General features: G+C 69.2%; 20 protein-coding genes. 11 read left to right on the forward strand and 9 right to left on the reverse strand.

All coding sequences use genetic code 11. The features are described 5' to 3' along the window. Positions 1 to 197: 197 nt before the first annotated feature. The 6 genes from BV908_RS17200 (at position 198) to adk (ending at position 4,074) form a co-directional block, all read left to right on the forward strand. Positions 198 to 836, forward strand: a complete 639-nt coding sequence (locus BV908_RS17200) for a MotA/TolQ/ExbB proton channel family protein (protein ID WP_011805510.1) — start codon at positions 198 to 200, stop codon at positions 834 to 836. Between the two features lie 31 nt (positions 837 to 867). After that, entirely contained in the window at positions 868 to 1,293 is a 426-nt protein-coding gene (locus BV908_RS17205; protein WP_011805511.1) for a biopolymer transporter ExbD, read from the forward strand. Positions 1,294 to 1,303: 10 nt separating this feature from the next. Beyond that, positions 1,304 to 2,320 carry a tetraacyldisaccharide 4'-kinase gene (gene lpxK, locus BV908_RS17210; protein ID WP_103738743.1) on the forward strand — a complete coding sequence of 339 codons (1,017 nt, stop codon included), beginning with the start codon at positions 1,304 to 1,306 and terminating at the stop codon, positions 2,318 to 2,320. 8 nt (positions 2,321 to 2,328) lie between these two features. Then, complete coding sequence (locus BV908_RS17215) at positions 2,329 to 2,511, forward strand: Trm112 family protein (protein WP_011805513.1); 183 nt, start codon at positions 2,329 to 2,331, stop codon at positions 2,509 to 2,511. Beyond that, complete coding sequence (gene kdsB, locus BV908_RS17220) at positions 2,508 to 3,296, forward strand: 3-deoxy-manno-octulosonate cytidylyltransferase (RefSeq protein ID WP_103738744.1); 789 nt, start codon at positions 2,508 to 2,510, stop codon at positions 3,294 to 3,296. The genes BV908_RS17215 and kdsB overlap by 4 nt, the downstream gene beginning before the upstream one ends. Positions 3,297 to 3,417: 121 nt before the next feature. Then, entirely contained in the window at positions 3,418 to 4,074 is a 657-nt protein-coding gene (gene adk, locus BV908_RS17225) for an adenylate kinase (RefSeq protein WP_011805515.1), read from the forward strand. 87 nt (positions 4,075 to 4,161) lie between these two features. Here the strand turns inward: adk and BV908_RS17230 are convergent, their stop codons facing one another. Continuing rightward, positions 4,162 to 5,133, reverse strand: coding sequence for an asparaginase (locus BV908_RS17230; RefSeq protein ID WP_103738745.1), 972 nt, complete (start codon positions 5,131 to 5,133; stop codon positions 4,162 to 4,164). 82 nt (positions 5,134 to 5,215) lie between these two features. Between BV908_RS17230 and lexA the strand changes: the two genes are divergently transcribed. The 3 genes from lexA (at position 5,216) to BV908_RS17245 (ending at position 7,075) form a co-directional block, all read left to right on the forward strand. Further along, the gene (gene lexA / locus BV908_RS17235; protein WP_011805517.1) at positions 5,216 to 5,890 is read left to right on the forward strand and encodes a transcriptional repressor LexA; all 675 of its coding nucleotides are present in this window, start codon (positions 5,216 to 5,218) and stop codon (positions 5,888 to 5,890) included. Between the two features lie 161 nt (positions 5,891 to 6,051). Beyond that, the gene (locus BV908_RS17240) at positions 6,052 to 6,453 is read left to right on the forward strand and encodes a hypothetical protein (protein ID WP_103738746.1); all 402 of its coding nucleotides are present in this window, start codon (positions 6,052 to 6,054) and stop codon (positions 6,451 to 6,453) included. 121 nt (positions 6,454 to 6,574) lie between these two features. Further along, positions 6,575 to 7,075 carry a pyridoxamine 5'-phosphate oxidase family protein gene (locus tag BV908_RS17245; protein WP_103738757.1) on the forward strand — a complete coding sequence of 167 codons (501 nt, stop codon included), beginning with the start codon at positions 6,575 to 6,577 and terminating at the stop codon, positions 7,073 to 7,075. 232 nt (positions 7,076 to 7,307) lie between these two features. Here the strand turns inward: BV908_RS17245 and hrpA are convergent, their stop codons facing one another. Continuing rightward, positions 7,308 to 11,333, reverse strand: coding sequence for an ATP-dependent RNA helicase HrpA (gene hrpA / locus BV908_RS17250; RefSeq protein WP_103738747.1), 4,026 nt, complete (start codon positions 11,331 to 11,333; stop codon positions 7,308 to 7,310). Between the two features lie 47 nt (positions 11,334 to 11,380). Then, entirely contained in the window at positions 11,381 to 12,721 is a 1,341-nt protein-coding gene (locus tag BV908_RS17255) for a Gfo/Idh/MocA family oxidoreductase (protein WP_011805521.1), read from the reverse strand. Positions 12,722 to 13,014: 293 nt separating this feature from the next. Between BV908_RS17255 and BV908_RS17260 the strand changes: the two genes are divergently transcribed. Then, positions 13,015 to 14,202 (forward strand): metallophosphoesterase, encoded by a 1,188-nt coding sequence (locus BV908_RS17260; RefSeq protein ID WP_103738748.1) that lies wholly within the window; start codon positions 13,015 to 13,017, stop codon positions 14,200 to 14,202. A 176-nt stretch (positions 14,203 to 14,378) separates the two neighbouring features. On the opposite strand, the gene BV908_RS17265 is transcribed toward BV908_RS17260, so the two are convergent. From BV908_RS17265 to BV908_RS17290, 6 genes are read right to left on the reverse strand one after another with little or no spacing between them, the layout of a single operon-like run. After that, positions 14,379 to 15,077, reverse strand: a complete 699-nt coding sequence (locus BV908_RS17265; protein WP_103738749.1) for a nitroreductase — start codon at positions 15,075 to 15,077, stop codon at positions 14,379 to 14,381. A gap of 2 nt (positions 15,078 to 15,079) precedes the next feature. Beyond that, positions 15,080 to 16,249: a thiolase family protein gene (locus tag BV908_RS17270; RefSeq protein ID WP_103738750.1), complete on the reverse strand. Its 1,170-nt coding sequence runs from the start codon at positions 16,247 to 16,249 to the stop codon at positions 15,080 to 15,082. Continuing rightward, the gene (locus tag BV908_RS17275) at positions 16,246 to 17,730 is read right to left on the reverse strand and encodes an AMP-binding protein (RefSeq protein ID WP_103738751.1); all 1,485 of its coding nucleotides are present in this window, start codon (positions 17,728 to 17,730) and stop codon (positions 16,246 to 16,248) included. The genes BV908_RS17270 and BV908_RS17275 overlap by 4 nt, the downstream gene beginning before the upstream one ends. Continuing rightward, complete coding sequence (locus BV908_RS17280; RefSeq protein WP_103738752.1) at positions 17,727 to 18,311, reverse strand: biotin transporter BioY; 585 nt, start codon at positions 18,309 to 18,311, stop codon at positions 17,727 to 17,729. The genes BV908_RS17275 and BV908_RS17280 overlap by 4 nt, the downstream gene beginning before the upstream one ends. Positions 18,312 to 18,347: 36 nt before the next feature. After that, positions 18,348 to 18,941: an energy-coupling factor transporter transmembrane protein EcfT gene (locus BV908_RS17285; RefSeq protein ID WP_103738753.1), complete on the reverse strand. Its 594-nt coding sequence runs from the start codon at positions 18,939 to 18,941 to the stop codon at positions 18,348 to 18,350. 17 nt (positions 18,942 to 18,958) lie between these two features. Next, positions 18,959 to 19,741: an ABC transporter ATP-binding protein gene (locus tag BV908_RS17290; RefSeq protein ID WP_103738754.1), complete on the reverse strand. Its 783-nt coding sequence runs from the start codon at positions 19,739 to 19,741 to the stop codon at positions 18,959 to 18,961. A gap of 78 nt (positions 19,742 to 19,819) precedes the next feature. Here BV908_RS17290 and BV908_RS17295 point away from each other — a divergent pair, with 78 nt between their 5' ends. Then, entirely contained in the window at positions 19,820 to 21,091 is a 1,272-nt protein-coding gene (locus tag BV908_RS17295; protein WP_047350851.1) for an IS256 family transposase, read from the forward strand. Positions 21,092 to 21,160: the final 69 nt, after the last annotated feature.

Consider the following 21,160-nt stretch of genomic DNA (forward strand, 5'->3'; position numbering starts at 1 on the left):
AACGGCGCCGCTTCGCGACGGGTATGCACGTGGTTTCCCACAAAGTTATCCACAGAAAATGTGAGTCTCCCGGGCGACTCTACGTGCCCCGGCCCTGTGCTCCGAACAGGGGTGGCGTTAAGCAGACGATGCGCCCAAAGGCCGGGTTGGAAGGTGCGCCATAATCCCCGCTGCTTTTTACGTGAGCGGAGTGAGAATTGCTGTCGATCATACAAGCCGCGGGCTGGCCGATCTGGCCCCTGATTGCCTGTTCCATCCTGGCGCTGGCGCTGGTTTTTGAGCGCTTCGTCGCACTGAAGACCGCCCGTGTGGCCCCCCCGAAGCTGCTGGACGAGGCCATCTCGGTCTCCTCCAAGTCCATTCCCTCGCCCGACGTGGTGAACCAGCTGGCGCAGAACTCGGCCCTGGGCGAAGTGCTGGCCAGCGGCCTGCGCACGCTCAACAGCAACCCCCAGAGCACCGAGGCCGACGTGCGCGCCGCCATGGAGGGTGCCGGCCGCGCCGTCGCCCACCGGCTGGAAAAGTACCTCAACGCCCTGGCCACCATCGCCTCGGCCGCACCGCTGCTGGGCCTGCTGGGCACGGTGATCGGCATGATCGAGATCTTCGGCTCCCAGGCCGGCACGGGCGCCGTGGGTGCGACGGGCGGCGGCAACCCCGCGCAACTGGCGCACGGCATCTCCATTGCGCTGTACAACACCGCCTTCGGCCTGATCGTGGCCATACCGGCGCTGATCTTCTGGCGCTACTTCCGCAGCCGTGTGGACGCCTACCTGCTGACGCTGGAACTGGCGTCCGAACAATTCGTGCGGCACATCAACCGCCTGCGCAAGTGAGCGGCGCCAGCGCACAGAGGCACGTTTCGCCATGAACTTTCGCCCCCGCCAAAAGGAAGAGCCGGAGATCAACCTGATCCCCTTCATCGACGTGCTGTTGGTGATCCTCATCTTCCTGATGCTGACCACCACCTACAGCAAGTTCACCGAGCTGCAGCTCACCCTGCCCGTAGCGGACGCTCAGCAGTTGCGCGACCACCCCAAGGAAGTCATCGTGGCCGTGGCCGCCGACGGACGCTACGCCATCAACAAGACCACGCTGGAGGGCCGGCAGGTCGACCAGGTGGCGCGGGCGCTGGCCGATGCCGCCACTGCGGGGCCGAACAGCGTGGTCATCATCAGCGCCGACGCATCGGCCCCCCACCAGTCCGTGGTCACGGTGATGGAGGCCGCGCGCCGCGTGGGCCTGTCGCAGATCACCTTTGCCACCCAGTCGTCGGCCACGGCCGGCAAGTAAGCCTGCGCCGATGGCCGCGCCCGGCCGCCCGTCCCCCCTGGCCGAGCGGCTGCGCGGCGCCTGGCAGCACCGTGGCGCGCTGGCCCTGGCGCTGTGGCCGCTGTCGCTGCTGTACGGCGTGCTCACGGCGCTGCGCCGCGCGCTCTATCGCACGGGTCTACTGCGCAGCGAGCGACTGCCCGTGCCCGTCATCGTGGTCGGCAACGTGATCGCTGGCGGCGCCGGCAAAACGCCCGTGACCCTGGCCATGGTGCGCCACCTGCAGGCCCGCGGCTGGCGGCCGGGCGTCATCTCGCGGGGATACGGCCGCGCCACCGCAGACTGCCGCGAAGTGCTGCCCGCCAGCAGCGCGGCCGAGGTGGGCGACGAGCCGCTGCTCATCGCCCGCGCCAGCGGCGTCCCGGTCTTCGTGGCGCGCAGGCGTGCCCAGGCAGGGCGCGCGCTGCTGGCCGCCCACCCCGCCACCAACATCCTGGTTTGCGACGACGGCCTGCAGCACCTGGCCCTGGCGCGCGACCTGGAAGTCTGCGTCTTCAACGACGAAGGCGCCGGCAACGGCTGGCTGCTGCCCGCCGGCCCGCTGCGCGAGCCCTGGCCGCGCGCGGTGGACCTGGTGCTCCACGCCGGCTCCCCGCCCGGTGGGGTCGCGCCGCAATTCGCGCTGTCACGTGAACTCGCCGCCCATGCCGTGAATGCCAGCGGGCAGCACCTGCCGCTGGAGCAATTGCAGGGCGAACCGTCGCACGCACTCGCGGCGATCGCGCGGCCGCACGACTTTTTTGCGATGCTGCACGCCAGGGGCATTCAGCCCGAGAGCGAGGAAGCACTGCCCGATCACTATGATTTTTGTAGCTGGCAGCGCCCGCCAGATAAGCGCTTACGGCTGATTTGCACCGAAAAAGACGCCGTCAAGCTCTGGCCCGCGCACCCGGACGCGCTGGCCGTGCCGCTGGCCGTGCGGATCCCGCCGGCCTTCTTCGACGCGCTCGACGCCCGCCTGGCGTCGCTATCATCGTCCGGCCATTGAGGAACACCATGGATCCCAAACTGCTTGAACTGCTGGTCTGCCCCGTCACCAAGGGCCCGCTGACCTACGACCGCGAACGCCAGGAACTCATCTCGCGCAGCGCGCGGCTGGCCTATCCCGTGCGCGACGGCATTCCCGTGCTGCTGGAAAACGAGGCCCGCCCCTTGAGCGACGAGGAGCTGGAACAGTGAGTCGCGCCGCACCGTTCACGGTGCTGATACCGGCGCGCCTGGCCTCCACCCGCCTGCCCAACAAGCCCTTGGCCGATATCGCCGGGCTGCCCATGGTGGTGCATGTGGCCCGCCGCGCCAGCCAGAGCGGCGCCCAGCGCTGCGTGGTCGCGGCGGACGACGCGCGCATCGTCCAGGCCTGCCAGGCGCACGGGGTGCAGGCTCTGCTGACGCGCGCCGACCACGCCAGCGGCAGCGATCGCCTGGCCGAGGCCTGCGAGCTGCTGGGCCTGGCGGGCGAAGACATTGTGGTGAACGTACAGGGTGATGAGCCCCTCATCGACCCACGGCTGATCGACGCCGTGGCCGCACTGCTGCATGCGCGCGGCGATGCCAGCATGGGCACCGCCGCGCACGCCATCGACAGCGCGGAGGACTTTGCGAACCCCAACGTGGTGAAGGTGGTGCTGGACGCGCAGGGCCTCGCGCACTACTTCAGCCGCGCCCCCATCCCCCACGCACGCGACCACGGGCCGGGCAGCCTCTGGTGGCAGCCGGGCCAACCGGGGGTGCCCGTGGGTTTCGCACCGCTGCGGCACATCGGCATCTACAGCTACCGGGCAGGCTTTCTGCGCCGGTTTCCACAGCTGCCAGCGGCGCCGACCGAGCAACTGGAAGCGCTGGAGCAGCTGCGCGCCCTCTGGCACGGCCACCGCATCGCCGTGCACGTGACCGGCAGCGCACCCGGTGCGGGCGTGGACACGCCAGCCGACCTGGAGCGCGTGCGCACCCTCCTGGGCGGCTAGCGCGGCCGTCAGCTTGGCGCATGGCCCGCGTGCTATCCTTGTTCGCAACAAGAGCACCTGTCCCGCGCTGGCGCGCCGACGGCAAGCGTGCCCGCTGATTTCAAAACACTAGAGGACATCCATGAGACTGATTCTGCTCGGCGCTCCCGGCGCCGGAAAGGGTACGCAGGCCGCGTTCATCTGCCAGAAATTCGGCATCCCCCAGATCTCCACCGGCGACATGCTGCGCGCCGCCGTCAAGGCCGGCACGCCCCTGGGCCTGCAGGCCAAGGCCGTCATGGATGCGGGCCAGCTCGTCAGCGACGACCTGATCATCAACCTGGTGAAGGAGCGCATCGCCGAGCCCGACTGTGCCCAGGGTTTCCTGTTCGACGGCTTCCCACGCACCATCCCCCAGGCAGACGCCATGAAAGCCGCGGGCGTGAAGCTCGACTATGTGCTGGAGATCGACGTGCCGTTCGACGCCATCATCGAGCGCATGAGCGGCCGCCGCTCCCACCCGGCTTCGGGCCGCACCTACCACGTGAAGTTCAACCCGCCCAAGGTCGAAGGCAAGGACGACGTGACGGGCGAGCCCCTGGTGCAGCGCGAGGACGACAAGGAAGAAACCGTCAAGAAGCGCCTGCAGGTCTACAGCGACCAGACCCGCCCGCTGGTGGACTATTACTCCAGCTGGGCCAAGACCGATCCCGCCAACGCGCCCAAGTACCGTGCCATTCAAGGCACCGGCAGCGTGGAGGAAATCACCCAGCGCGCCCTGACGGCACTGTCAAGCTGACGAACCCGCCGCCGGCGCCCGCCAACGCCCCGCAACGCGGGGCGTTGTGCTGTGTGCCCAGGCAAGCGCCTCGGCCCATGACGGTGCTTATGAATTAGCGGACTGCATCAACTCCAGCAGCAGGCTGACCCGTGCCTTCATAGGGCTCAGCCCATCCGCATCACGCCAGGGCGTGCCCGTCAGGTCCATCATCCGCCCCTGCGGGCAGCGCGAAGCCACGCGCACCTGCACCCCGGCCGCCACGGCACGCGCGAGCGCGGCCTCCAGCGCATGGTGCAGCGTACCATTGCCGGTGGCGGCCACCACGATGCCGTGCACGCCCTTCTCCACCAGCCAGTCCACCAACGCGCCATCCGCGCCGGCGTGGCTGAGGACGATTTCCACGCGTGGCCAGGCGGCATCTGGCAGGATCGGCACCAGCGCGCCATGCGCAGGCTGTTCCACCTGCGGCGCAAGGCCGCGGGCCCAGCGCACGCGCCCCGCTTCCATCCAGCCCAGAGGCCCGGCATCGCCGGAGTCGAACGCGTCCAGCCGCAGCGGGTGCACCTTGCTCACCTCGCGCGCCCCGTGCACCACGCCGGCGGCCGCCATCAGAACCCCCCGCGCTGAGGGGTCGGCCGCTAGTGTGACGGCATCCAGCAGGTTCTGCGGCCCGTCCGGCGCGAGCGCCGTGGCCGGACGCATGGCACAGGTCAGTACCACCGGCTTGGCGGTGGTATCGAGCAGGTTGTGCAGCAGCCAGGCGGTTTCCTCCAGCGTATCCGTGCCGTGGGTGATGACGACGCCGGCCACGGCCGGGTCGGCCAGGTGTGCGGCGCAACGACCGGCCAGGCGCGCCCACACGTCAAAGCCCATGTCCTTGCTGTCCAGCTGCACCACCTGTTCGGCCACCAGCGCACCGCCCGCGGCCTGCACCAGCCCCGGCACCGCGGCCAGCAATTGCTCCACGCCGATCTGCCCGGCCGTGTAGCCCACGTTCGCACCTTGCACCGCAGAAGAGCCCGCAATCGTGCCGCCGGTGCCCATAACGACGATTTTTCTTGCAGCTGCCACTTGCATCCCTCCAAAAACTGTTCAAAAATACAGATACTGGATTAAAAAACAGTAACCCACTCAACCACCGACCGCATTGGATCGCACCATGCTCGACAGTCCCAAGCTCACCGCCCGCCAGCAGCAGATCCTGGACCTGATCCAGACCGCCATCGCGCGCACCGGCGCCCCGCCCACCCGCGCCGAGATCGCGGCAGAGTTGGGTTTCAAGTCCGCCAACGCAGCCGAGGAGCACCTGCAGGCGCTGGCCCGCAAGGGCGTGATCGAACTGGTCAGCGGCACCTCGCGCGGCATCCGCCTGCGCGGCGAAACCGTGCGCAACATCAATGCGGCGCGCGGCGCCCAGTTCAACCTGCCGATACCCGGCCTGTCGCAGCTCACGCTGCCGCTGGTGGGCCGCGTGGCGGCAGGCTCGCCCATTCTCGCCCAGGAGCATGTGGACCAGACCTATACGGTGGAAGGCAGCCTGTTTGCGCACAAGCCCGACTACCTGCTCAAGGTGCGCGGCATGTCCATGCGCGACGCGGGCATCATGGACGGCGACCTGCTCGCCGTACAGGCAACGCGCGAGGCGCGCAACGGGCAAATCATCGTGGCGCGCCTGGGCGATGACGTCACGGTCAAGCGCCTGCGCCGCACAGGCAGCGCCATCGAGCTGCTGCCCGAGAACCCCGACTACCCGGTGATCCGCGTCGAGCCGGGCGAACCTTTCGAGATCGAAGGGCTGGCCGTGGGCCTGATACGCAACACCATGCTCATGTAGTCCGTTGAATGCAGCGCCGCCGCAGGTGGCGGGCGTCTGGCAGGCGGTAGCCCGGGCATGCCCCGTGGCTGCGGCATGCCAACCCTGCGGATGCGCGCTTGACGTCCTTGGCAATCCTGCCTGTGTTCCACCTTCATGCCCTGGCATGCCGGAGTCTTCACATGGGATTTGCCCTCTTTGCCTTTGCCTCCCTTTCCCGCCCCTTGCGCCGCCTGCGCCGATGGGGACTGGCCGCACGCCATATGTCGCGCGGCGCTGCACCCTCTGCCTGCACCACGCACGGACGCGCCGATGCACTCCAGCGAGCGACGCCCAACGCCGGCCCTCCCGATAGCCCCGCCGTGGCGGGCATGGCGCAAGAAAATCCGGCCCGCCACCGCGCCTTTGCCATGCCTGCCGCGGATGCGGCCATGCAGCACACAGGTCTGCGGCCTGCGATCTCCACCCGTTCGCCCCCCCTGCGCGTGATCCTGCGCCATGACACCGACGACGCGTGCAAGCTCGTGATTTCCGGCCGCATGGCCGATGTGTGCGCGGAACTGGAGCGCCTGGCCCTGCGCTGACCGCGGGGCACTGCTGCGACCACTTCTGACACTTTTCGAAGGCGTCGCGGCAGCAGCGCGTTCATCGCAGGCCCGTTTCTACAATGCACGGCACTTGCAACTGCCCGCCCCCAAGCACGCCATGACCCACGAGTCCCGCCTGGACCGCTTGCTGCGGCAACTGCTGTGGGGCCGGCGCACGGCCGCGCTGGCAACGCTGCAAACCCTGCCCGGCGCGGAATCGGTGCCATCCATAACGCCAGCGGTGTCGTTCGTTCCGTATGCCATCGACTCCACGGCCCAGGTGCTGGTATTGCATGTCAGCGCCCTCGCCGCCCATACCCGCAACCTGCGGCAATCGCCCGCGGTTTCTCTCCTGATCACGGCGCCCGAGGACGCGGCCCAGCCCGTGCATGCGCTGGAGCGCGTTGCCATCCAAGGGCAAGCCGTACTGCTTGCGCCCGAGGCAGCCGCCAGCGCGCGCGCCGCCTACCTGCAGCGCTTCCCTGAGGCAGCGCCCATGACGGCGCTGGGCGACTTCCAGTTCGTGCAGATCATCCCTTCGGCGGGCCGCCACGTGGCAGGGTTTGGCGCGGCGCGGGATTTATCTGCCGAGGAGCTGAAGGCGCTGCTCATGTCTTGACGCTGGGGCGATCGGCGCCGCCAGCTGTTGCATGGCAAGGCGCCGTTCCGCCCAGGCGAGCGCTGGCGGCCGCAAGCCCGGTGCCTGGGAAGGCCACACGGGTCGCTGCCAGGGCCGGTTTGGTGACGGGTTGGCGGACGCTCGCCGTGCGCGCCAAAGCATGAACGGCCCCGCCCACGGCGGCTGGTGGCAGCACATCTGCCCCGACGGCCTGTCCCCGCGCGAGAGCCCCTCAAGACACCAGTTGCGACCAGACCTTGTCCAGCCGCTTGCCGCTGACCGGATACGGCGTGCGCAACTCCTGCGCGAAGAAGCTCACGCGCAGTTCCTCCAGCATCCAGCGGTACTCCTGCATGCGGGCATCCACCTGGCCCTTGCGCTCGGCCACCAGGCGCCAATAGCGCTGCTCCAGCGGCTGCAGTTCCTTGAGCTTGGCGGCATCGCGTGCCGGGTCGGCGCGGTACTTGTCCAGGCGCGTGGCGATGGCCTTGAGGTAGCGCGCGTAGTGCTGCAGCTGCGCCCAGGGCGCGGCGGCGATGAACTGCTTGGGCATCAGGCGCTGCAGCTGCTGTGACGCGTCGGCCGTGGCCTCGGGAGCGTTCTTGGTGTCCTTGATCTTGCGCTGCGTGGCGGCGTATTCGATGAGGATGGCCGCCGCCATGCGCGCCACCTCGTTGGCGATCAGCGTGAGGCGCCCGCGCCCGTCCTGCACGCGCTGCTTGAACTGTGCCTCGTTGCTGGGCAGCGGCTCTTGGAGGAAGGCGCGGTCGATGGCCACGTCGATGATTTGTGCGCGCAGCTCCTCCTGCGTGCCCAGCGGCACGAAGGCCACAGCCATCTTCTGCAGATCGGGGATGTTCTTTTCCAGGTACTTGAGCGCGTCCTTGATCTGCAGCGCAAACAGCCGGCGCAGGCCCACGCGGTGGCGCGCGGCGGCGACTTCGGGTTCGTCGAACACCTCGATGCCCACCGCATCGCCATGGTCGATGAGCGCGGGGAAACCGATCAGCGTCTGGCTGCCCTTGGCGATCTCCATCAGCTCGGGCAGTTCGCCAAAGCTCCAATCCTCGTAGCGGGCATCGGCCTTGCGGGCCGCGGGCGCGCCGACAGGCGGTTCTTTTTTGATAGCTGCTGGCGACCGGTTTTCCTTGGTTTCAGATGGTTTTCCACCGGAATCTGGCTTCTGGTGAGCGCCACCAGCTATCTTTAATGAAGCAAGCGCCTGGAACGCCCCACGTGCCTTGCTCCCCCACTCCGCCTTGAGCGCGCCCAGGTTGCGTCCCTGGCCGAGCTGGCGGCCGTGCTCATCCGTTACGCGGAAGTTCATGAACAGGTGCGGGCTGAGCATGTCCAGCTTGAAGTCCGCGCGCTTCACGTCGAGCGAGGTCTCGTCGCGCACTTGCTTGAGCAGCGTGTCGATCAAGCTGCCCTGGGCCCAACGCTCTTCCTCGGTGAACAGCGACGCCAGCCGCGCAGCACTTTCCGGCAGAGGCACGAAACGGCTGCGCGGGCGCTGCGGCAGGCTCTTGAGCAGCGCCTGGATCTTGTCCTTGAGCATGCCGGGCACCAGCCATTCCGCACGCTCCTCGCTCACCTGGTTCAGCACGAACAGCGGCACCGTGACGGTGACCCCATCGCGCGCGTCACCGGGGCTGTGCAGGTAGCTGGCCGTGCAGTCCACGCCGCCCAGCTTCACCGTCTTGGGAAAGTTGTCGGTGGTGATGCCCGCGGCCTCATGGCGCATCAGCTCGTCGCGCTTGAGAAGCAGCAGGCCGGCGTTCTCCTTGCCGGCACTGCGGAACCACTTGTCGAACGTGGCGCCGCTGTACACGTCTTTGGGAATCTGCTGGTCGTAGAAGGCGAAGATCAGCTCGTCGTCCACCAGCACGTCCTGGCGGCGGCTCTTGTGCTCCAGCTCCTGCACCTTGCGCACCAGCTTGAGGTTGGCGCCCAGGAACGGCCAATGCGTCTCCCACTCGCCCTCGACCAGCGCCTGGCGAATGAACAGGTTGCGCGCCTCGTACGGATCCACGCGGCCATAGCTCACGCGGCGGCCGCTGTAGACCACCAGGCCGTAGAGCGTGGCGCGCTCGAGCGCCACCACGTCGGCCTGTTTCTTGGACCAATGCGGGTCCAGCAGCTGCTTCTTGAGCAGATGGCCGCCCACCTCTTCCAGCCATTGCGGTTCGATCGCCGCGATACCGCGGCCGTACAGGCGCGAGGTCTCGACCTGCTCGGCCGCGACGATCCAGCGGCCGGGCTTCTTGGACAGGTGCGCGCCCGGGTGCGGGTAGAACTTGATGCCGTGCGCGCCCAGGTAGGCCTCGCTCTCCTCGGCCTTGTAACCAATGTTGCCCAGCAGGCCCGACAGCATGGACAGGTGCACGGCCTCGTAGCCCGCGGGCTCGGTGTTCACCTGCCACTGGTGCTCCCGCACCACGGTGAGCAGCTGCGAATGGATGTCGCGCCACTCGCGCACGCGGCGGATGTTGATGTAGTTCTGGCGCAGCAACTGCTCCCACTGCCGGTTGCTGAGCTTGTGGGTGGCCTCCTCCGCATCGGCGGGGTGGAACTGTGCCAAGCGCTCCTCGCCTGCGGCCTCCGCTTGCGCGCCGCTGCTGCGCTGTGCGACGGGCAGGAAGGCCGTGTTGCGCGCTTGGGCCGCGGGGGCGGTCTGGGCCGCCATCTCCTTGCGCGTCTTGGCGACGATCTTGCCGCCGCGCGCATCCTGCAGCCACTTCCACAGGCGCAGGTAGCCGGTGAACTCGCTTTTCTCGTCATCGAACTTGGCATGCTGCTGGTCGGCCTGCTGCTGCGCCTCCAGCGGCCGGTCGCGCACGTCCTGCACGCTGAGGGCCGAGGCAATGACCAGCACCTCGGCCACGGCGCCGCGGGTGCGGGCCTCCAGGATCATGCGGCCCACGCGCGGGTCCAAGGGCAGGCGCGACAGTTCGCGGCCCATGGGCAGCAAATTGCCGCGCTCGTCCACGGCGCCCAACTCCTGCAGCAGTTGATAGCCGTCGGCGATCGCACGGCCCGAGGGCGCCTCGAGAAACGGGAAGTTCACCACGTCGCCCAGGCCCAGCGACTTCATGCGCAGGATGACGCCCGCCAGGGACGAGCGCAGGATTTCGGGGTCGGTGAAGCGGTCGCGCTGGTGAAAGTCCGCCTCGTCGTACAGGCGGATGCAGATGCCGTTGGCCACGCGGCCGCAGCGCCCGGCGCGCTGGTTGGCCGCCGCCTGGCTGATGGGCTCCACCAGCAACTGCTCCACCTTGCTACGGAAGGAATAGCGCTTCACGCGCGCCGTACCTGCGTCAATGACGTAACGGATGCCCGGCACGGTGAGCGAGGTCTCGGCCACGTTGGTGGCCAGCACGATGCGCCGGCCGGTGTGGCCGTCGAAGATGCGGTCCTGCTCGGCCTGCGACAGGCGCGAGAACAGGGGGAGTACCTCGGCGTTCCTCAGCACTGGCGAGTGCTGCAGGTGCTTGCGCAGGTGGTCCGCCGCCTCGCGGATCTCGCGCTCGCCGGGCAGGAATACGAGGATGTCTCCGCCCTTGCCGCCCGCCCACAACTCGTCCACGCCGTCGGCAATGGCATCGTTGAGGTCGAAGTCCTTCTTTTCTTCAAAGGGCTTGTAGCGCATCTCCACGGGATAGGTGCGCCCGGACACCATGATGACCGGCGCCGGACCGGCCTTGCCCTCGAAGTGCTTGGCGAAGCGCTCCGCGTCGATGGTGGCCGAAGTCACGACCACCTTCAAATCGGGCCGCTGCGGCAGGATCTGCTTGAGGTAGCCCAGCAGGAAGTCGATATTCAGGCTGCGCTCGTGCGCCTCGTCGATGATGAGCGTGTCGTAGGCCTTGAGCAGCGGATCGGTCTGCGTCTCGGCCAGCAGGATGCCGTCGGTCATCAGCTTGACCGAAGCGCCCTTTTGCAGCGTGTCCTGAAAGCGCACCTTGTAACCCACCACCTCGCCCAAGGGGGTGTTCAGCTCCTCGGCAATGCGCTTGGCCACGCTGCTGGCGGCAATGCGCCGCGGCTGGGTGTGGCCGATCAGGCGCCCGCGCGTGCCCTCGGGCGCATTGCACTTGCCGCGTCCCAGGGCCAGCGCTATTTTTGGCAGCTGCGTGGTCTTGCCCGAGCCCGTCTCGCCGCAGACGATGATGACCTGGTGCTCGGCCATGGCCGCCATGATCTCGTCGCGGCGGCTGGAGACGGGGAGTTGCTCGGGAAAGGTGATCGTGAGGGGCATAGGGGCGGGAATTATCCCAGCCCCCAGGCACCCGTGCCGCACCAGGGTCAGGCGGGGAACATGGCCTCCATCTCCCGGCGCACCCGATAGGCGTGGGTGGTGGTGTCCATCGCCACATCGTCCCAGGACAATGCCTGGCCTTTTGCCACCGGGCGCACCACGCGCGCGCTGTGCGCCAGGCCCAGCGGCAGGCCCTTGATCTGCCGCGACGTCGCCGCCGGCAGCAGCTTGCCCCAGACGGTGTAGCCGCCCTCGCCATCCAGCAGGTCGCCCGGGCGCAGGTCACGCTTGGCCGTGGCCACCACATCGGCGTTCCAGCCCTGGGGCACGCCGGTGGGCTCGCCGCGCAGCGCCACGCTGGCCACCGACATGCCCACCTCCAGCCCGATGAGGTGCCAGCGCTTGTACAGCGTGAAGTAGCGGCCCGTGGGGTCGGTGTGGGCGTTGTATTCCTCGAAGCAGTGGCGGATGTAGTCAGTCTCGCCTTCCACCGTGACCCACACGCCCATGCGGATGTCGTAGGGGATCCGGCGGCCGTCCTTCTCCAGCGACGAGATCACTTCCACCATGCCTTTTTTCTCTAGCACTCCGCCCTCGCCCACCGGGCGCGTGACGTAGGGAATGTCCTCCACACTGGCGGGCGGGTACTGCAGGCCGTTGCTCGGCACGGCCAGGCCCGTGGCGTTGGAGACGGCCGTGCTCTCGATGCTGGGCTTGGACCCGTCCAGGAAGCTGTTGAACATCTTGGGGTTCAGGCCGCCACGCTGCGCCTGCTCGGGCGTCAGGCCGTAGTAGCCCCACACCGTCTCGGGCGTGGATTCGCAGAAATGCGGCAGCCACTTGTGCCCGCGCCCGGCCGCCACCACCGGAAAGCCGCAGGTGCGGGCCCAGTCCACCAGCTCGCAGATCATGGCGGGCTGGTCGCCATAGGCCAGCGAATAGACCACGCCCGCGGCCTGGGCCTTGCGCGCCAGCAGCGGGCCGCAGAAGGCGTCGGCCTCCACGGTCACGTTCACCACATGCTTGCCGTGGGCGAAGGCGTCGAGAATGTGGTCCACCGCCGCCAGCGGGTTGCCCGTGCATTCGACGATCAGCTCGATCTGCGGGTGGCGCACCAGGGCCTGCCAGTCCTCGGTGATCCAGGTCGTGCCCTGCTCCAGCGCCTGCTGGGCAGACGCGGCCTCCGACTGCTCGGGCGCCCATCCCACGCGCGCCAGGCTGGCGCGGGCGTTGGCCGGCGACAGATCGGCAATGCCCACCAGGTGCACGCCCGGCATGCGCGGCACCTGCGCCAGGTACATGGCGCCGAACTTGCCCGCGCCGATCAGCCCAATGCGGATGGGACGCCCTTGCCGGGCACGCTGCAGCAGTTTCTGGTGAAGGTTCATGGGTATGGCAAACGATAGAAGTGCGCCGCTGCGGCGCGAAACCCCGGCGCCTGCTGGCGCGCGGGCCGGTGGGAATCCCACAGCCACCGTAGCGCAGGGTACGCCCCACGTCTCTTGGGATACGCCCTAGGGCCGGGACACCGCCCAGTACCCCACCGCCTGCAAGGCATTGAAAAGGACCGTTATCCTGCGCACGTTCTCGGCCGGCGGGGCGCACCCTCTTGTCGCCGCGCCGCCCCCCACGCCGGCCCCGTACGTCGGTGCCGCTTTCTTCTTTGCATCCCCGGCTTTCCATGGTGTCTCTTGCTGCGTTGGTGATTCCGCTGCTGGCGGTCTGGCTCTGGGGGCCCGTGCGCGGCATGTCGCGCCGGGCGCGCCTGGTGGCCATTGCGCTGACCGCCCTGCTGGGCGTGACACCGGCCCTGCTGCTCAAGCTCTTGCAGGCCGGCGCCATGGATTACGCCACGCTGGCCTATCTGCAGGTGCCCGGCGGCTGGGTGTTGGGCACGCTGGTGCTGATCATTGCTTTTCTTCTGGCGCGTGATGCCGCATGGCTCGCGGCGCGGGCCGCCGCGCTCATGGGCGGGGGCGACACATGGCACCTGCGGCTGCGCGGCAGGCGGTTGACCGGCACCGCCGTGGCGCTGGCGCTGGGCGCGGCGGGCTTTGGCACGGCGCAGGGCCTGCAGCCGCCCACGGTGCGTGAACAGTTGGTACACCTGCCGCAATTGCCCGAGGCCCTGGATGGCCTGCGTGTGGCCGTGCTGGCGGATATCCACGCGAGCCCCATCAACCATACCGCCTACGTGCAGAGCGTGGTGGAGCGCACCCACGCGGCGCGGCCCGACCTGATCGTGCTGCCCGGTGACCTGGTGGATGGCGGCGTAGGCAGCAGCGCCGCCTTCGTGGCTCCACTGGCGCAACTGCGCGCACCGCACGGCGTATGGGCCGCGCCCGGCAACCATGAGTACTACGGCGGCTACAACGCCTGGATGGCGGAATTTCGCCGCCTGGGCCTGGGCGTCTTGGCCAACCAGACCCAGGTGCTGCAGGTGAATGGCGCGCGTCTGGCTCTGTCCGGCGTGGGCGACCCGGTCTACGGCCGCACCTCTCACCACAATGCCGACCCGCGCGTGCCCGAGGGCGTGCCCCCCGATGTAGCCGCGGTGGCCCGGCAGGCGCGCGCGGCGCAGGCCGACTTCCACCTGCTGCTGGCGCACCAGCCCAAGCTCGCACGCGACAACGCCGCGCACGGCGTGGACCTGCAGGTCTCGGGCCACACGCACGGCGGGCTGATCAGCGGCATGGACCGCTGGCTGGTCGCTCCGTTCAACAACGGTTTCGTGCGCGGGCAATACGACGTGGACGGCATGCGCCTGTTCGTGAGCGCGGGCGCGGGCCTGTGGGCCGGCTTCGCAGTGCGGCTGGGCGTTCAGCCCCATATCGACCTGTTGGTGCTGCGCCGTGGCACAGCGTCGTAAGACCGCGCGACGGCCCGGCGCCGTCAAATAAGTCGGCACGAGGGTACTGCCTGCGCTGCGAGGGGACGCACCTCGCACGCAAAGCCCCGCCATCACCATCGCGACCGTTATGCAACGCAGCAGGCCGCAGAAAAGGTGGGGCTCACGACACGCGAGGGAACGTGTTCCGCATTGCCTCAGCGCAGCACGGTGAAGTAGCGCTCCAGCGCCTCGCGCTCGGTGCGCGTGCGGTTGACGGGTGCGCCCGCGTCTTCCCAGCCCAGCGCCATGCCGCAGACGACCACCTCGCTGGCCGGCAGGCCCAGCGCGTCGCGCACGATCTGCGGGTAGCTCGCCAGCGCACCAATGGCACAGCTGGCCAGCCCCTGGGACTGCGCGGCCAGCATCAGTCCGTGCAGGCACATGCCCAGGTCCATGAAGCCACCTGCGCCGAAACCGCGGTCGATGGTGACGATCAGCGCCACGGGTGCATCAAAGAAGCGGTAGTTGCGCTCGAACTGCGTGGCCCGACCCGCGCCGTCGCCGCGCGCCACACCCAGCGCCCCGTACAGCGCCTGCGCGGCTGCCACCTGGCGTTTGCGCAATGCCAGCGGCATGGGGCGGGGGAAATAGCCATAGTCCTCGGCCTCAGGCACCTGGTCGCGCCACGCCTGGCACAGCGCGGCACTCAGGCGTTCGCGCACCGCGCCCTCCACGGCCCAGAAGCGGCCCGGCTGCAGATTGGCCCCGCTGGGCGCCAGCCGCGCCGCAGCCAGCAACCGCTCCAGCAGCGCGAGGGGCACGGGCCGCGGCAGGAAGGCGCGCACGGAATGGCGCGCCTGCGCCAGCGTCTCGAAGGCGTCCTGCGCCACAGGCATCACCAGGGGTTCGGTCATTCTCACTCCGGTATTTCCACCCAGGTGGCCGCACCCAGGCCGCCCGCACCCGCAATGCACGCCATGCCGCGCAGCGTGCGGTCGGTGCGGTCGGCACCCTGCCGCTGCGCCATCTGCGCCAGCACGCGCACCAGCGCAATGGCGCCCGATGCACCGATGGGGTGCCCGCGCGCCAGGCCGCCCCCGCCCCGGTTGATGGCACCGAGCGGCAAGCCCAGCGCATTGCAGAACGCCAGGCCCTGCGCCGCAAAGGCGTCGTGCAGTTCCAGCGCCTCCAGCGCCGTCCAATCCCAGCCACAGCGCTGCTGCGCGGCGCGTGCCACGTCGACGGCGCAGAGCATGGGCGACTCGGGCGCGCCGCCCACGCTGACGCTGCCGCGCCACTGCGCACGCGGCCGCACGCCCCAGCGCGCGCAGGCCGTGGCCGTGGCCAACAGCAGCAGGGCCGCGCCGTCCGCCTTGGGCGACACGGCGACGGTGCTGAGGCTGCAATCCTGGCCGTCCACCGATTGACCGCTGGCCACCGCAGGCATGCGCGCCACACGCGCGGCGCTCAACAGGCGCGGGTAGGCGTCGTGCGCCAACCCCCGCAGCGGCACGATTTCATGGGCCATGGCAGCACGCGCCGCCACGCTGCGCGCGTGGCTGGCCATGGCGTACGCATCCTGCGCGTGGCGCGTGAGCCCCAGGCGCCGCGCGCCGTCCAGCGCGGCCAGCAGCATGTCGGGGTCGCGCGCGGGCCAGGGCGTGAAGGGTGGCCGGTCATAGGGCACCGGTGCCTCCTCCGCCTGCAGAGGCCGGTGCATGCGCAGGGGTGCGCGGCTCCACGCCTCGGCCCCGCCGGCAATCACGACATCGGCCTGGCCCAGCGCCAGCAGACCGCAGGCATGGGTGACGGCATCCAGCCCCGCGCAGCACTGGCTGTCCAGCGTCACGGCGGGAATGCCCTCGGGGAGGCCGGCCGCCAGCGCCAGCATGCGGGCGGGGTTGCCCCCGGCGCCCAGGGCGTTGCCCAGCACCACGGCATCGACGGCCTCGGGCGGCAACCCGGCATCCGCCAGCATGCGCGCCACCAGCGGCGCCGCCAGATCGTGCGGCTGGCAGGCCGCGAGCGGCCCGCCGACCGGCGCCACCGGCGTGCGCGCCCAGGCCAATATGGGAATAGCGTTCACCGCCAGCGCTCCAGCGAGGGCGACGGTGCCTGCAGCGCGCGGGCGATGGCTGTGTGGTCGGTCTTGCCGCTGGGCGTCTGCGGCCAGTCGCCCACCCACACCCACCAGTGGCGCGGCGCCTTGTAAGGCTCCAACACCGCGCGGCACCAGGCCGCCAGCTCCAGTGCGCCGGGTGGCGGCGAGTCGCCCTGCCACTGCAGCACCGCCTGCACACGCAGGCCGCGCAGGCCGTCGGCCACACCCTGCAGGCTGGCCTGCGCCACCTGTGGGTGGGCCAGCAGGCGCGCCTCCACTTCCTCGGGGAACAGGTTCTTGCCTTGGGTGACGAGCATGCGGTTCTCGCGACCGCACAGGTGCAGCAAACCGCTGTCGTCCACGTAACCCATGTCGCGCACCGAGAGCCAGTCGCCCTCGCGCAGGGCGGCGGTGCCGTCGGCGGCGTTCACGTAATCCATGAACAGCATGGGACTGCGCACCCAGATCAGCCCCGGCACGCCCTGCGGCAGCGCGGCACTGCGGGGATCGGGGCCGATGTGCAGGTCCACGTTGCTGAACGGCCGGCCCACGGCCTGGGCCGGTGCGCCCGGCTCAGCATCCATCCAGGCGACGTAGCTGGCCTCGGATGCACCGTAGAACTCCACGATGCGTGCGCGCGGGAACAACCGGCGCAGCGCGGGTGTGCGCTCGCGCAGCCAGCGCGCGCCGCTGATCAGCACCAGCTCCACCCCCTCGATAGGTGCCAGCTGCCGCCGCTCGGTCCACTGCAGCATCAGCACGAGCTGGCTGGGCACCGCCACCAGCAAGGGCGCGCCGCCCGCGCGCAGGGTGTCCAGCGCGCGCGGCGCGGAAAAGCGCTCCTGCAGCACCGCGCCAGCGCCCGTCCACAGGCCCAGCAGCGCGCCGAACAGGAACAGCGAATGCGACATGCGGCCCGGCGCCAGCACGCGCGTGGCCGCCGCGACACCAAAGTCCTGCAGGCTGACGCGAAAGCTCTCCACCCAGGAGCGGTGGTGGCGCATGAAGCCCTTGGGCAGGCCCGTGCTGCCCGAGGTGAAGCCCACGTAGAAAGGCGACTGCGGCGTGGCCGCTGCCGGGGCTCCGGAGCCCAGAGGCAGCCGCCCGGCAACCGCCCGGGCCACACCCGCCGGCCACTGGGGATCGCCCATCGCCGCGCAGCGCCCGCTGGCGATCACGCCCAGGAATTCCACCACCCCCTCCAGCGTGCCGGCATCACCGGGCAGCAGCACGGTGGCCGGCGCGCCTTGCGCATCCCAGTAGCGCGCCCGCGCCTGCACACGGTCGTGCAGCGTCGCGAAGTCCCACTGGGTGGTTTCATTGGCCAGCGCCAGGGAGTGCGGCCGCGTGCGGGCCCAGTGCGCCAGGGGGCCATGTACCCACTCGAACAGCTCAGGCAGCGCATCGCCCGTCAGCAGTTGCGGCAGGGGCGCCAGCGCCTGCCGCTTGCAAGGGTGGGTGTTCAACGTTCGCGCCCACCAAACGGCCAGTCTGGCAGCGCCTTGGCCACGGTATGCACCACCACCGCGCAGAGCGCGCACTTGACCAGGTCACCGGGCACGAAGACCAGGTCCGCCAGAAAGGCCTTGTCCAGCGGCATCTGCGCCAGCAGCACGAGGCCGGCAATGCCCATGGCATGCAGGAAGACCAGCCCGCCAAGCACGGAAGCGATGAACGCGCTCGTGGCCGTGCGCAGCGGCGTGCCCTGCGGCAGTGTGCGCATCAGCGCGCCTGTCACCCCTGCCGCCAGCGCGTAACCCACCAGGTAGCCGGCCGACGGCGCCATGAACACCCCCAGGCCGCCCCGCCCGCCCGACAGCAGCGGCAGGCCGGCCGCCACGGCCGCCAGGAACAGCAGCATGGACTGAAAGCCCCGGCGCGCGCCCAGCAGGCAGCCGGCCAGCATCACGCCCAGCGACTGCAGTGTGATCGGCACGCCCAGCGGTAGGTCGATCTTGGGAATGAGCCCCATCACGGCCATGAGCGCGGCGAACAGCGCCACCAGCGCCATGGAGTGAGAGGCTTTGCGGGACATGGCAGCAGTCATACAACTCCTTGGGTCGACAAGAAAAAACAGGAATAGTCAGCCGCCCAAACGGGCGTACAGGGCATCGGCCACACGCTGCGCCCCCTGCAGCATCTGCACGGTGAGCGGCGCGATCAGCCGCAGGCCGCCGGCGCGGCCGGTGCGCAGGCGGTGGGCTTCGTCCAGCTTCTTCCACTGCACGAAGAAATGTTCGGTGAACCGCAGCATCAGCGCCAGTTGCAGCGACACGCGCTCCGGCCGCAGGCCAAGGTGCGCCAGGGGCCGCAGCAGCGCATCCAGCACCTGCAGCAAGTCCGTGGGACGCGTGCTCACGGTGAGCGCCACCCCCAGTGTGGAGGCGCAGGCCAGGCGCAGCGCGCTCACCGCCGCCACCTCGGGTCGTCCCATCCACAGGTGAAAGCCCGCCACCAGCGCCGCGGCGATGAGCACCGACACGATGAGCCGGCGCGCCACGCGCGTGGCCGGCCCCAGGCTCCACCACAACAGTGCGCACGCCACGCCCGCCGCCGCCAACGCCCCCGGCGCCGACAGCACGAACAGCAACGTGCCCAGCACCGCCATGCCGGCCAGCTTGCACCCCGCGGGCCAGCGGTGCAGCCAGGTGAGGTGTTCGCTGTAGAGGCTACCCATGGCGGTGCATCCTTCGCTCAGGCCGCGGCGCGCATATGGGCATGTGGCATGCCCGCCGCGGCGCGGGCCCGCGCCACCTGTTGGGCAACGGCGGCTTCATACGCCGCGCACACATCGTGGCCGCGGCCGTCCGCCTGCACCCGGCCTTCATGCAGCCAGACCACGCGCGGGTAGTCGCGCACATGCTCCAGCACATGGGTGGACACCACCACCTGCCGCCCGCAGGCGGCAATGTCATCGGCCAGCCGTGCCTGCCCCGGCAGGTCCAGGCTGGCGAAGGGTTCGTCCAGCAACAGCGTTCGCGGCCCGGCGAGCAGCAATGCAAGCCAACAAACGTGCTGGCGCTGGCCCTGGCTCAACGCCCCGACCGCGCGCGCGGCCCAGTCGGCAAGGCCCCGTTCGGCCAGGAAGGCGCGGGCGCGCGCCAGCGCATCACGCCGGGACAGGCCCTGCGGTTGCAGGCCCAGGGCGAGCTCCTCTTCCACCGTGGGAAAGATGATTTGATCGTCGGGGTTCTGGAACATCATGCCCACGCGTTGGGCCCGCAATTGCCCTTGCGGCAGTGCCTGCAAATCCTGCCCGTGCGACAGCACCTGGCCGTCGTCGGGCACCTCCAGCGCGCACAACAGCCGCAGCAGGCTGGTCTTGCCTGCGCCGTTGTGGCCGATCAGTCCAATGCGCGGCTCGGCCAGCGTGAGATCAAGCCCGTCAAAGACCTGCGTGACACCGCGGCGCAGGCGCACCTGCCGCACTTGCAGCACGGGAGCGTCAGAGGGGTGAGAGGAACAGGAGGGGAGCATGCCAAGAAAGCCAAGCAAATTCGCCGAGCTTGTCAGAAATTTTGTGTGTGAGGCATAGCATGTCGACAAGGAGCATGAATGCCACGCAAGACCAAACCCACCGCTTTGGCGGACCAGGCGGCACAGCCGCAATTTCACATCCCGGCCGAGCTGCTTGACCAGTTGGTGACCGGGCCCATGACGCCGGGCCAAGTCCAAGGGCTGTTCGATCAGTTCAAGAAGTCAATTCTTGAGCGGGCGCTGGGCGCCGAGATGAGTCATCACCTAGGCTATGCGCCCGGCCAAGCCAAGCCCACAGGCGGATCAGCCAACCACCGCAACGGCAAGAGCACCAAGACCGTACTGACCGATGTGGGGGCGCTGCGCATCGATGTCCCACGCGATCGCGAAGGCAGCTTCGAGCCGCAGCTCATTGGCAAGCACGAGCGGCGCTTTACGGGTTTCGACGACAAGATCATCGCCATGTACGCACGCGGCATGACGGTGCGCGAGATCCAGGGTTTCCTGGCTGAGATGTACTCGGTGGACGTCTCGCCCGAGCTCATCAGCCGTGTCACCGATGAGGTGATGGGCGAGGTCACGGCCTGGCAGACACGGCCGCTGGAGGCGATGTACCCGGTGGTGTTCTTCGATGCGCTGCGGGTCAAGATTCGCGAGGATGCGGTGGTGCGCTCCAAGGCCGTCTACCTGGCGCTGGGCGTACTGCCTGACGGCTCGCGCGACATCCTGGGAATCTGGATCGAGAACACCGAGGGGGCGAAGTTCTGGATGAAGGTCTTCAACGATCTGAAGACGCGCGGGGTGCAGGACATCCTGATTGCCGTCACCGACGGCCTCAAGGGCATGCCAGAGGCGCTGGGCGCAGTGTTCCCGGCGACGACGCTGCAGACCTGCATCGTGCACCTGATCCGGGGTGGCCTGGACTTTGCGTCATGGAAAGACCGCAAGGCGCTGGCCGCAGCCATCAAACCCATCTACACCGCGGTGAGCGCCGAGGCGGCCGAGGCCGAGTTGGATGCGTTTGCGGCCGGCCCCTGGGGGCAGCGGTTCCCGACCGTGGTCAGCGCCTGGCGCCGGGCCTGGGACAAGGTCATCCCGTTCTTCGCCTTCCCGCCCGAGGTGCGGCGCGTGATCTACACCACCAACGCCATCGAGAGCGTGAACGCACGGCTGCGCAAGATCATCAAAACGCGCGGCCACTTCCCCAGCGACGAGGCGGCCACCAAGCTGATCTGGCTGGCGCTGCGCAACATCACCGCGGACTGGGGGCGGGCGGCCAACCACTGGAAATCAGCGATGAACCAATTTGCGATCCTCTACGAGGACCGATTTACCAGATCGGGCCAGTAAGATCACCAAGCCGCCTCACGATTGAGTGACGGATTCAACAGCCTCACACACAGAAATCCTGACACTCCC

The organism is Diaphorobacter sp. LR2014-1, from assembly GCF_002916785.1.
Taxonomy (GTDB): Bacteria; Pseudomonadota; Gammaproteobacteria; order Burkholderiales; family Burkholderiaceae_C; genus Diaphorobacter; species Diaphorobacter nitroreducens.

Bases quoted from the DNA above. Each gene is read 5' to 3' on its own strand.
- BV908_RS17245 (WP_103738757.1), top strand. From the start codon at position 6,575: ATGACCCACGAGTCCCGCCTGGACCGCTTGCTGCGGCAACTGCTGTGG.
- BV908_RS17280 (WP_103738752.1), bottom strand. From the start codon at position 18,311: ATGACTGCTGCCATGTCCCGCAAAGCCTCTCACTCCATGGCGCTGGTG.
- BV908_RS17205 (WP_011805511.1), top strand. From the start codon at position 868: ATGAACTTTCGCCCCCGCCAAAAGGAAGAGCCGGAGATCAACCTGATC.
- BV908_RS17255 (WP_011805521.1), bottom strand. From the start codon at position 12,721: ATGAACCTTCACCAGAAACTGCTGCAGCGTGCCCGGCAAGGGCGTCCC.
- BV908_RS17260 (WP_103738748.1), top strand. From the start codon at position 13,015: ATGGTGTCTCTTGCTGCGTTGGTGATTCCGCTGCTGGCGGTCTGGCTC.
- BV908_RS17265 (WP_103738749.1), bottom strand. From the start codon at position 15,077: ATGACCGAACCCCTGGTGATGCCTGTGGCGCAGGACGCCTTCGAGACG.
- BV908_RS17290 (WP_103738754.1), bottom strand. From the start codon at position 19,741: ATGCTCCCCTCCTGTTCCTCTCACCCCTCTGACGCTCCCGTGCTGCAA.
- adk (WP_011805515.1), top strand. From the start codon at position 3,418: ATGAGACTGATTCTGCTCGGCGCTCCCGGCGCCGGAAAGGGTACGCAG.
- BV908_RS17285 (WP_103738753.1), bottom strand. From the start codon at position 18,941: ATGGGTAGCCTCTACAGCGAACACCTCACCTGGCTGCACCGCTGGCCC.
- lpxK (WP_103738743.1), top strand. From the start codon at position 1,304: ATGGCCGCGCCCGGCCGCCCGTCCCCCCTGGCCGAGCGGCTGCGCGGC.
- BV908_RS17295 (WP_047350851.1), top strand. From the start codon at position 19,820: ATGCCACGCAAGACCAAACCCACCGCTTTGGCGGACCAGGCGGCACAG.
- BV908_RS17240 (WP_103738746.1), top strand. From the start codon at position 6,052: ATGGGATTTGCCCTCTTTGCCTTTGCCTCCCTTTCCCGCCCCTTGCGC.
- lexA (WP_011805517.1), top strand. From the start codon at position 5,216: ATGCTCGACAGTCCCAAGCTCACCGCCCGCCAGCAGCAGATCCTGGAC.
- hrpA (WP_103738747.1), bottom strand. From the start codon at position 11,333: ATGCCCCTCACGATCACCTTTCCCGAGCAACTCCCCGTCTCCAGCCGC.
- BV908_RS17230 (WP_103738745.1), bottom strand. From the start codon at position 5,133: ATGCAAGTGGCAGCTGCAAGAAAAATCGTCGTTATGGGCACCGGCGGC.
- BV908_RS17215 (WP_011805513.1), top strand. From the start codon at position 2,329: ATGGATCCCAAACTGCTTGAACTGCTGGTCTGCCCCGTCACCAAGGGC.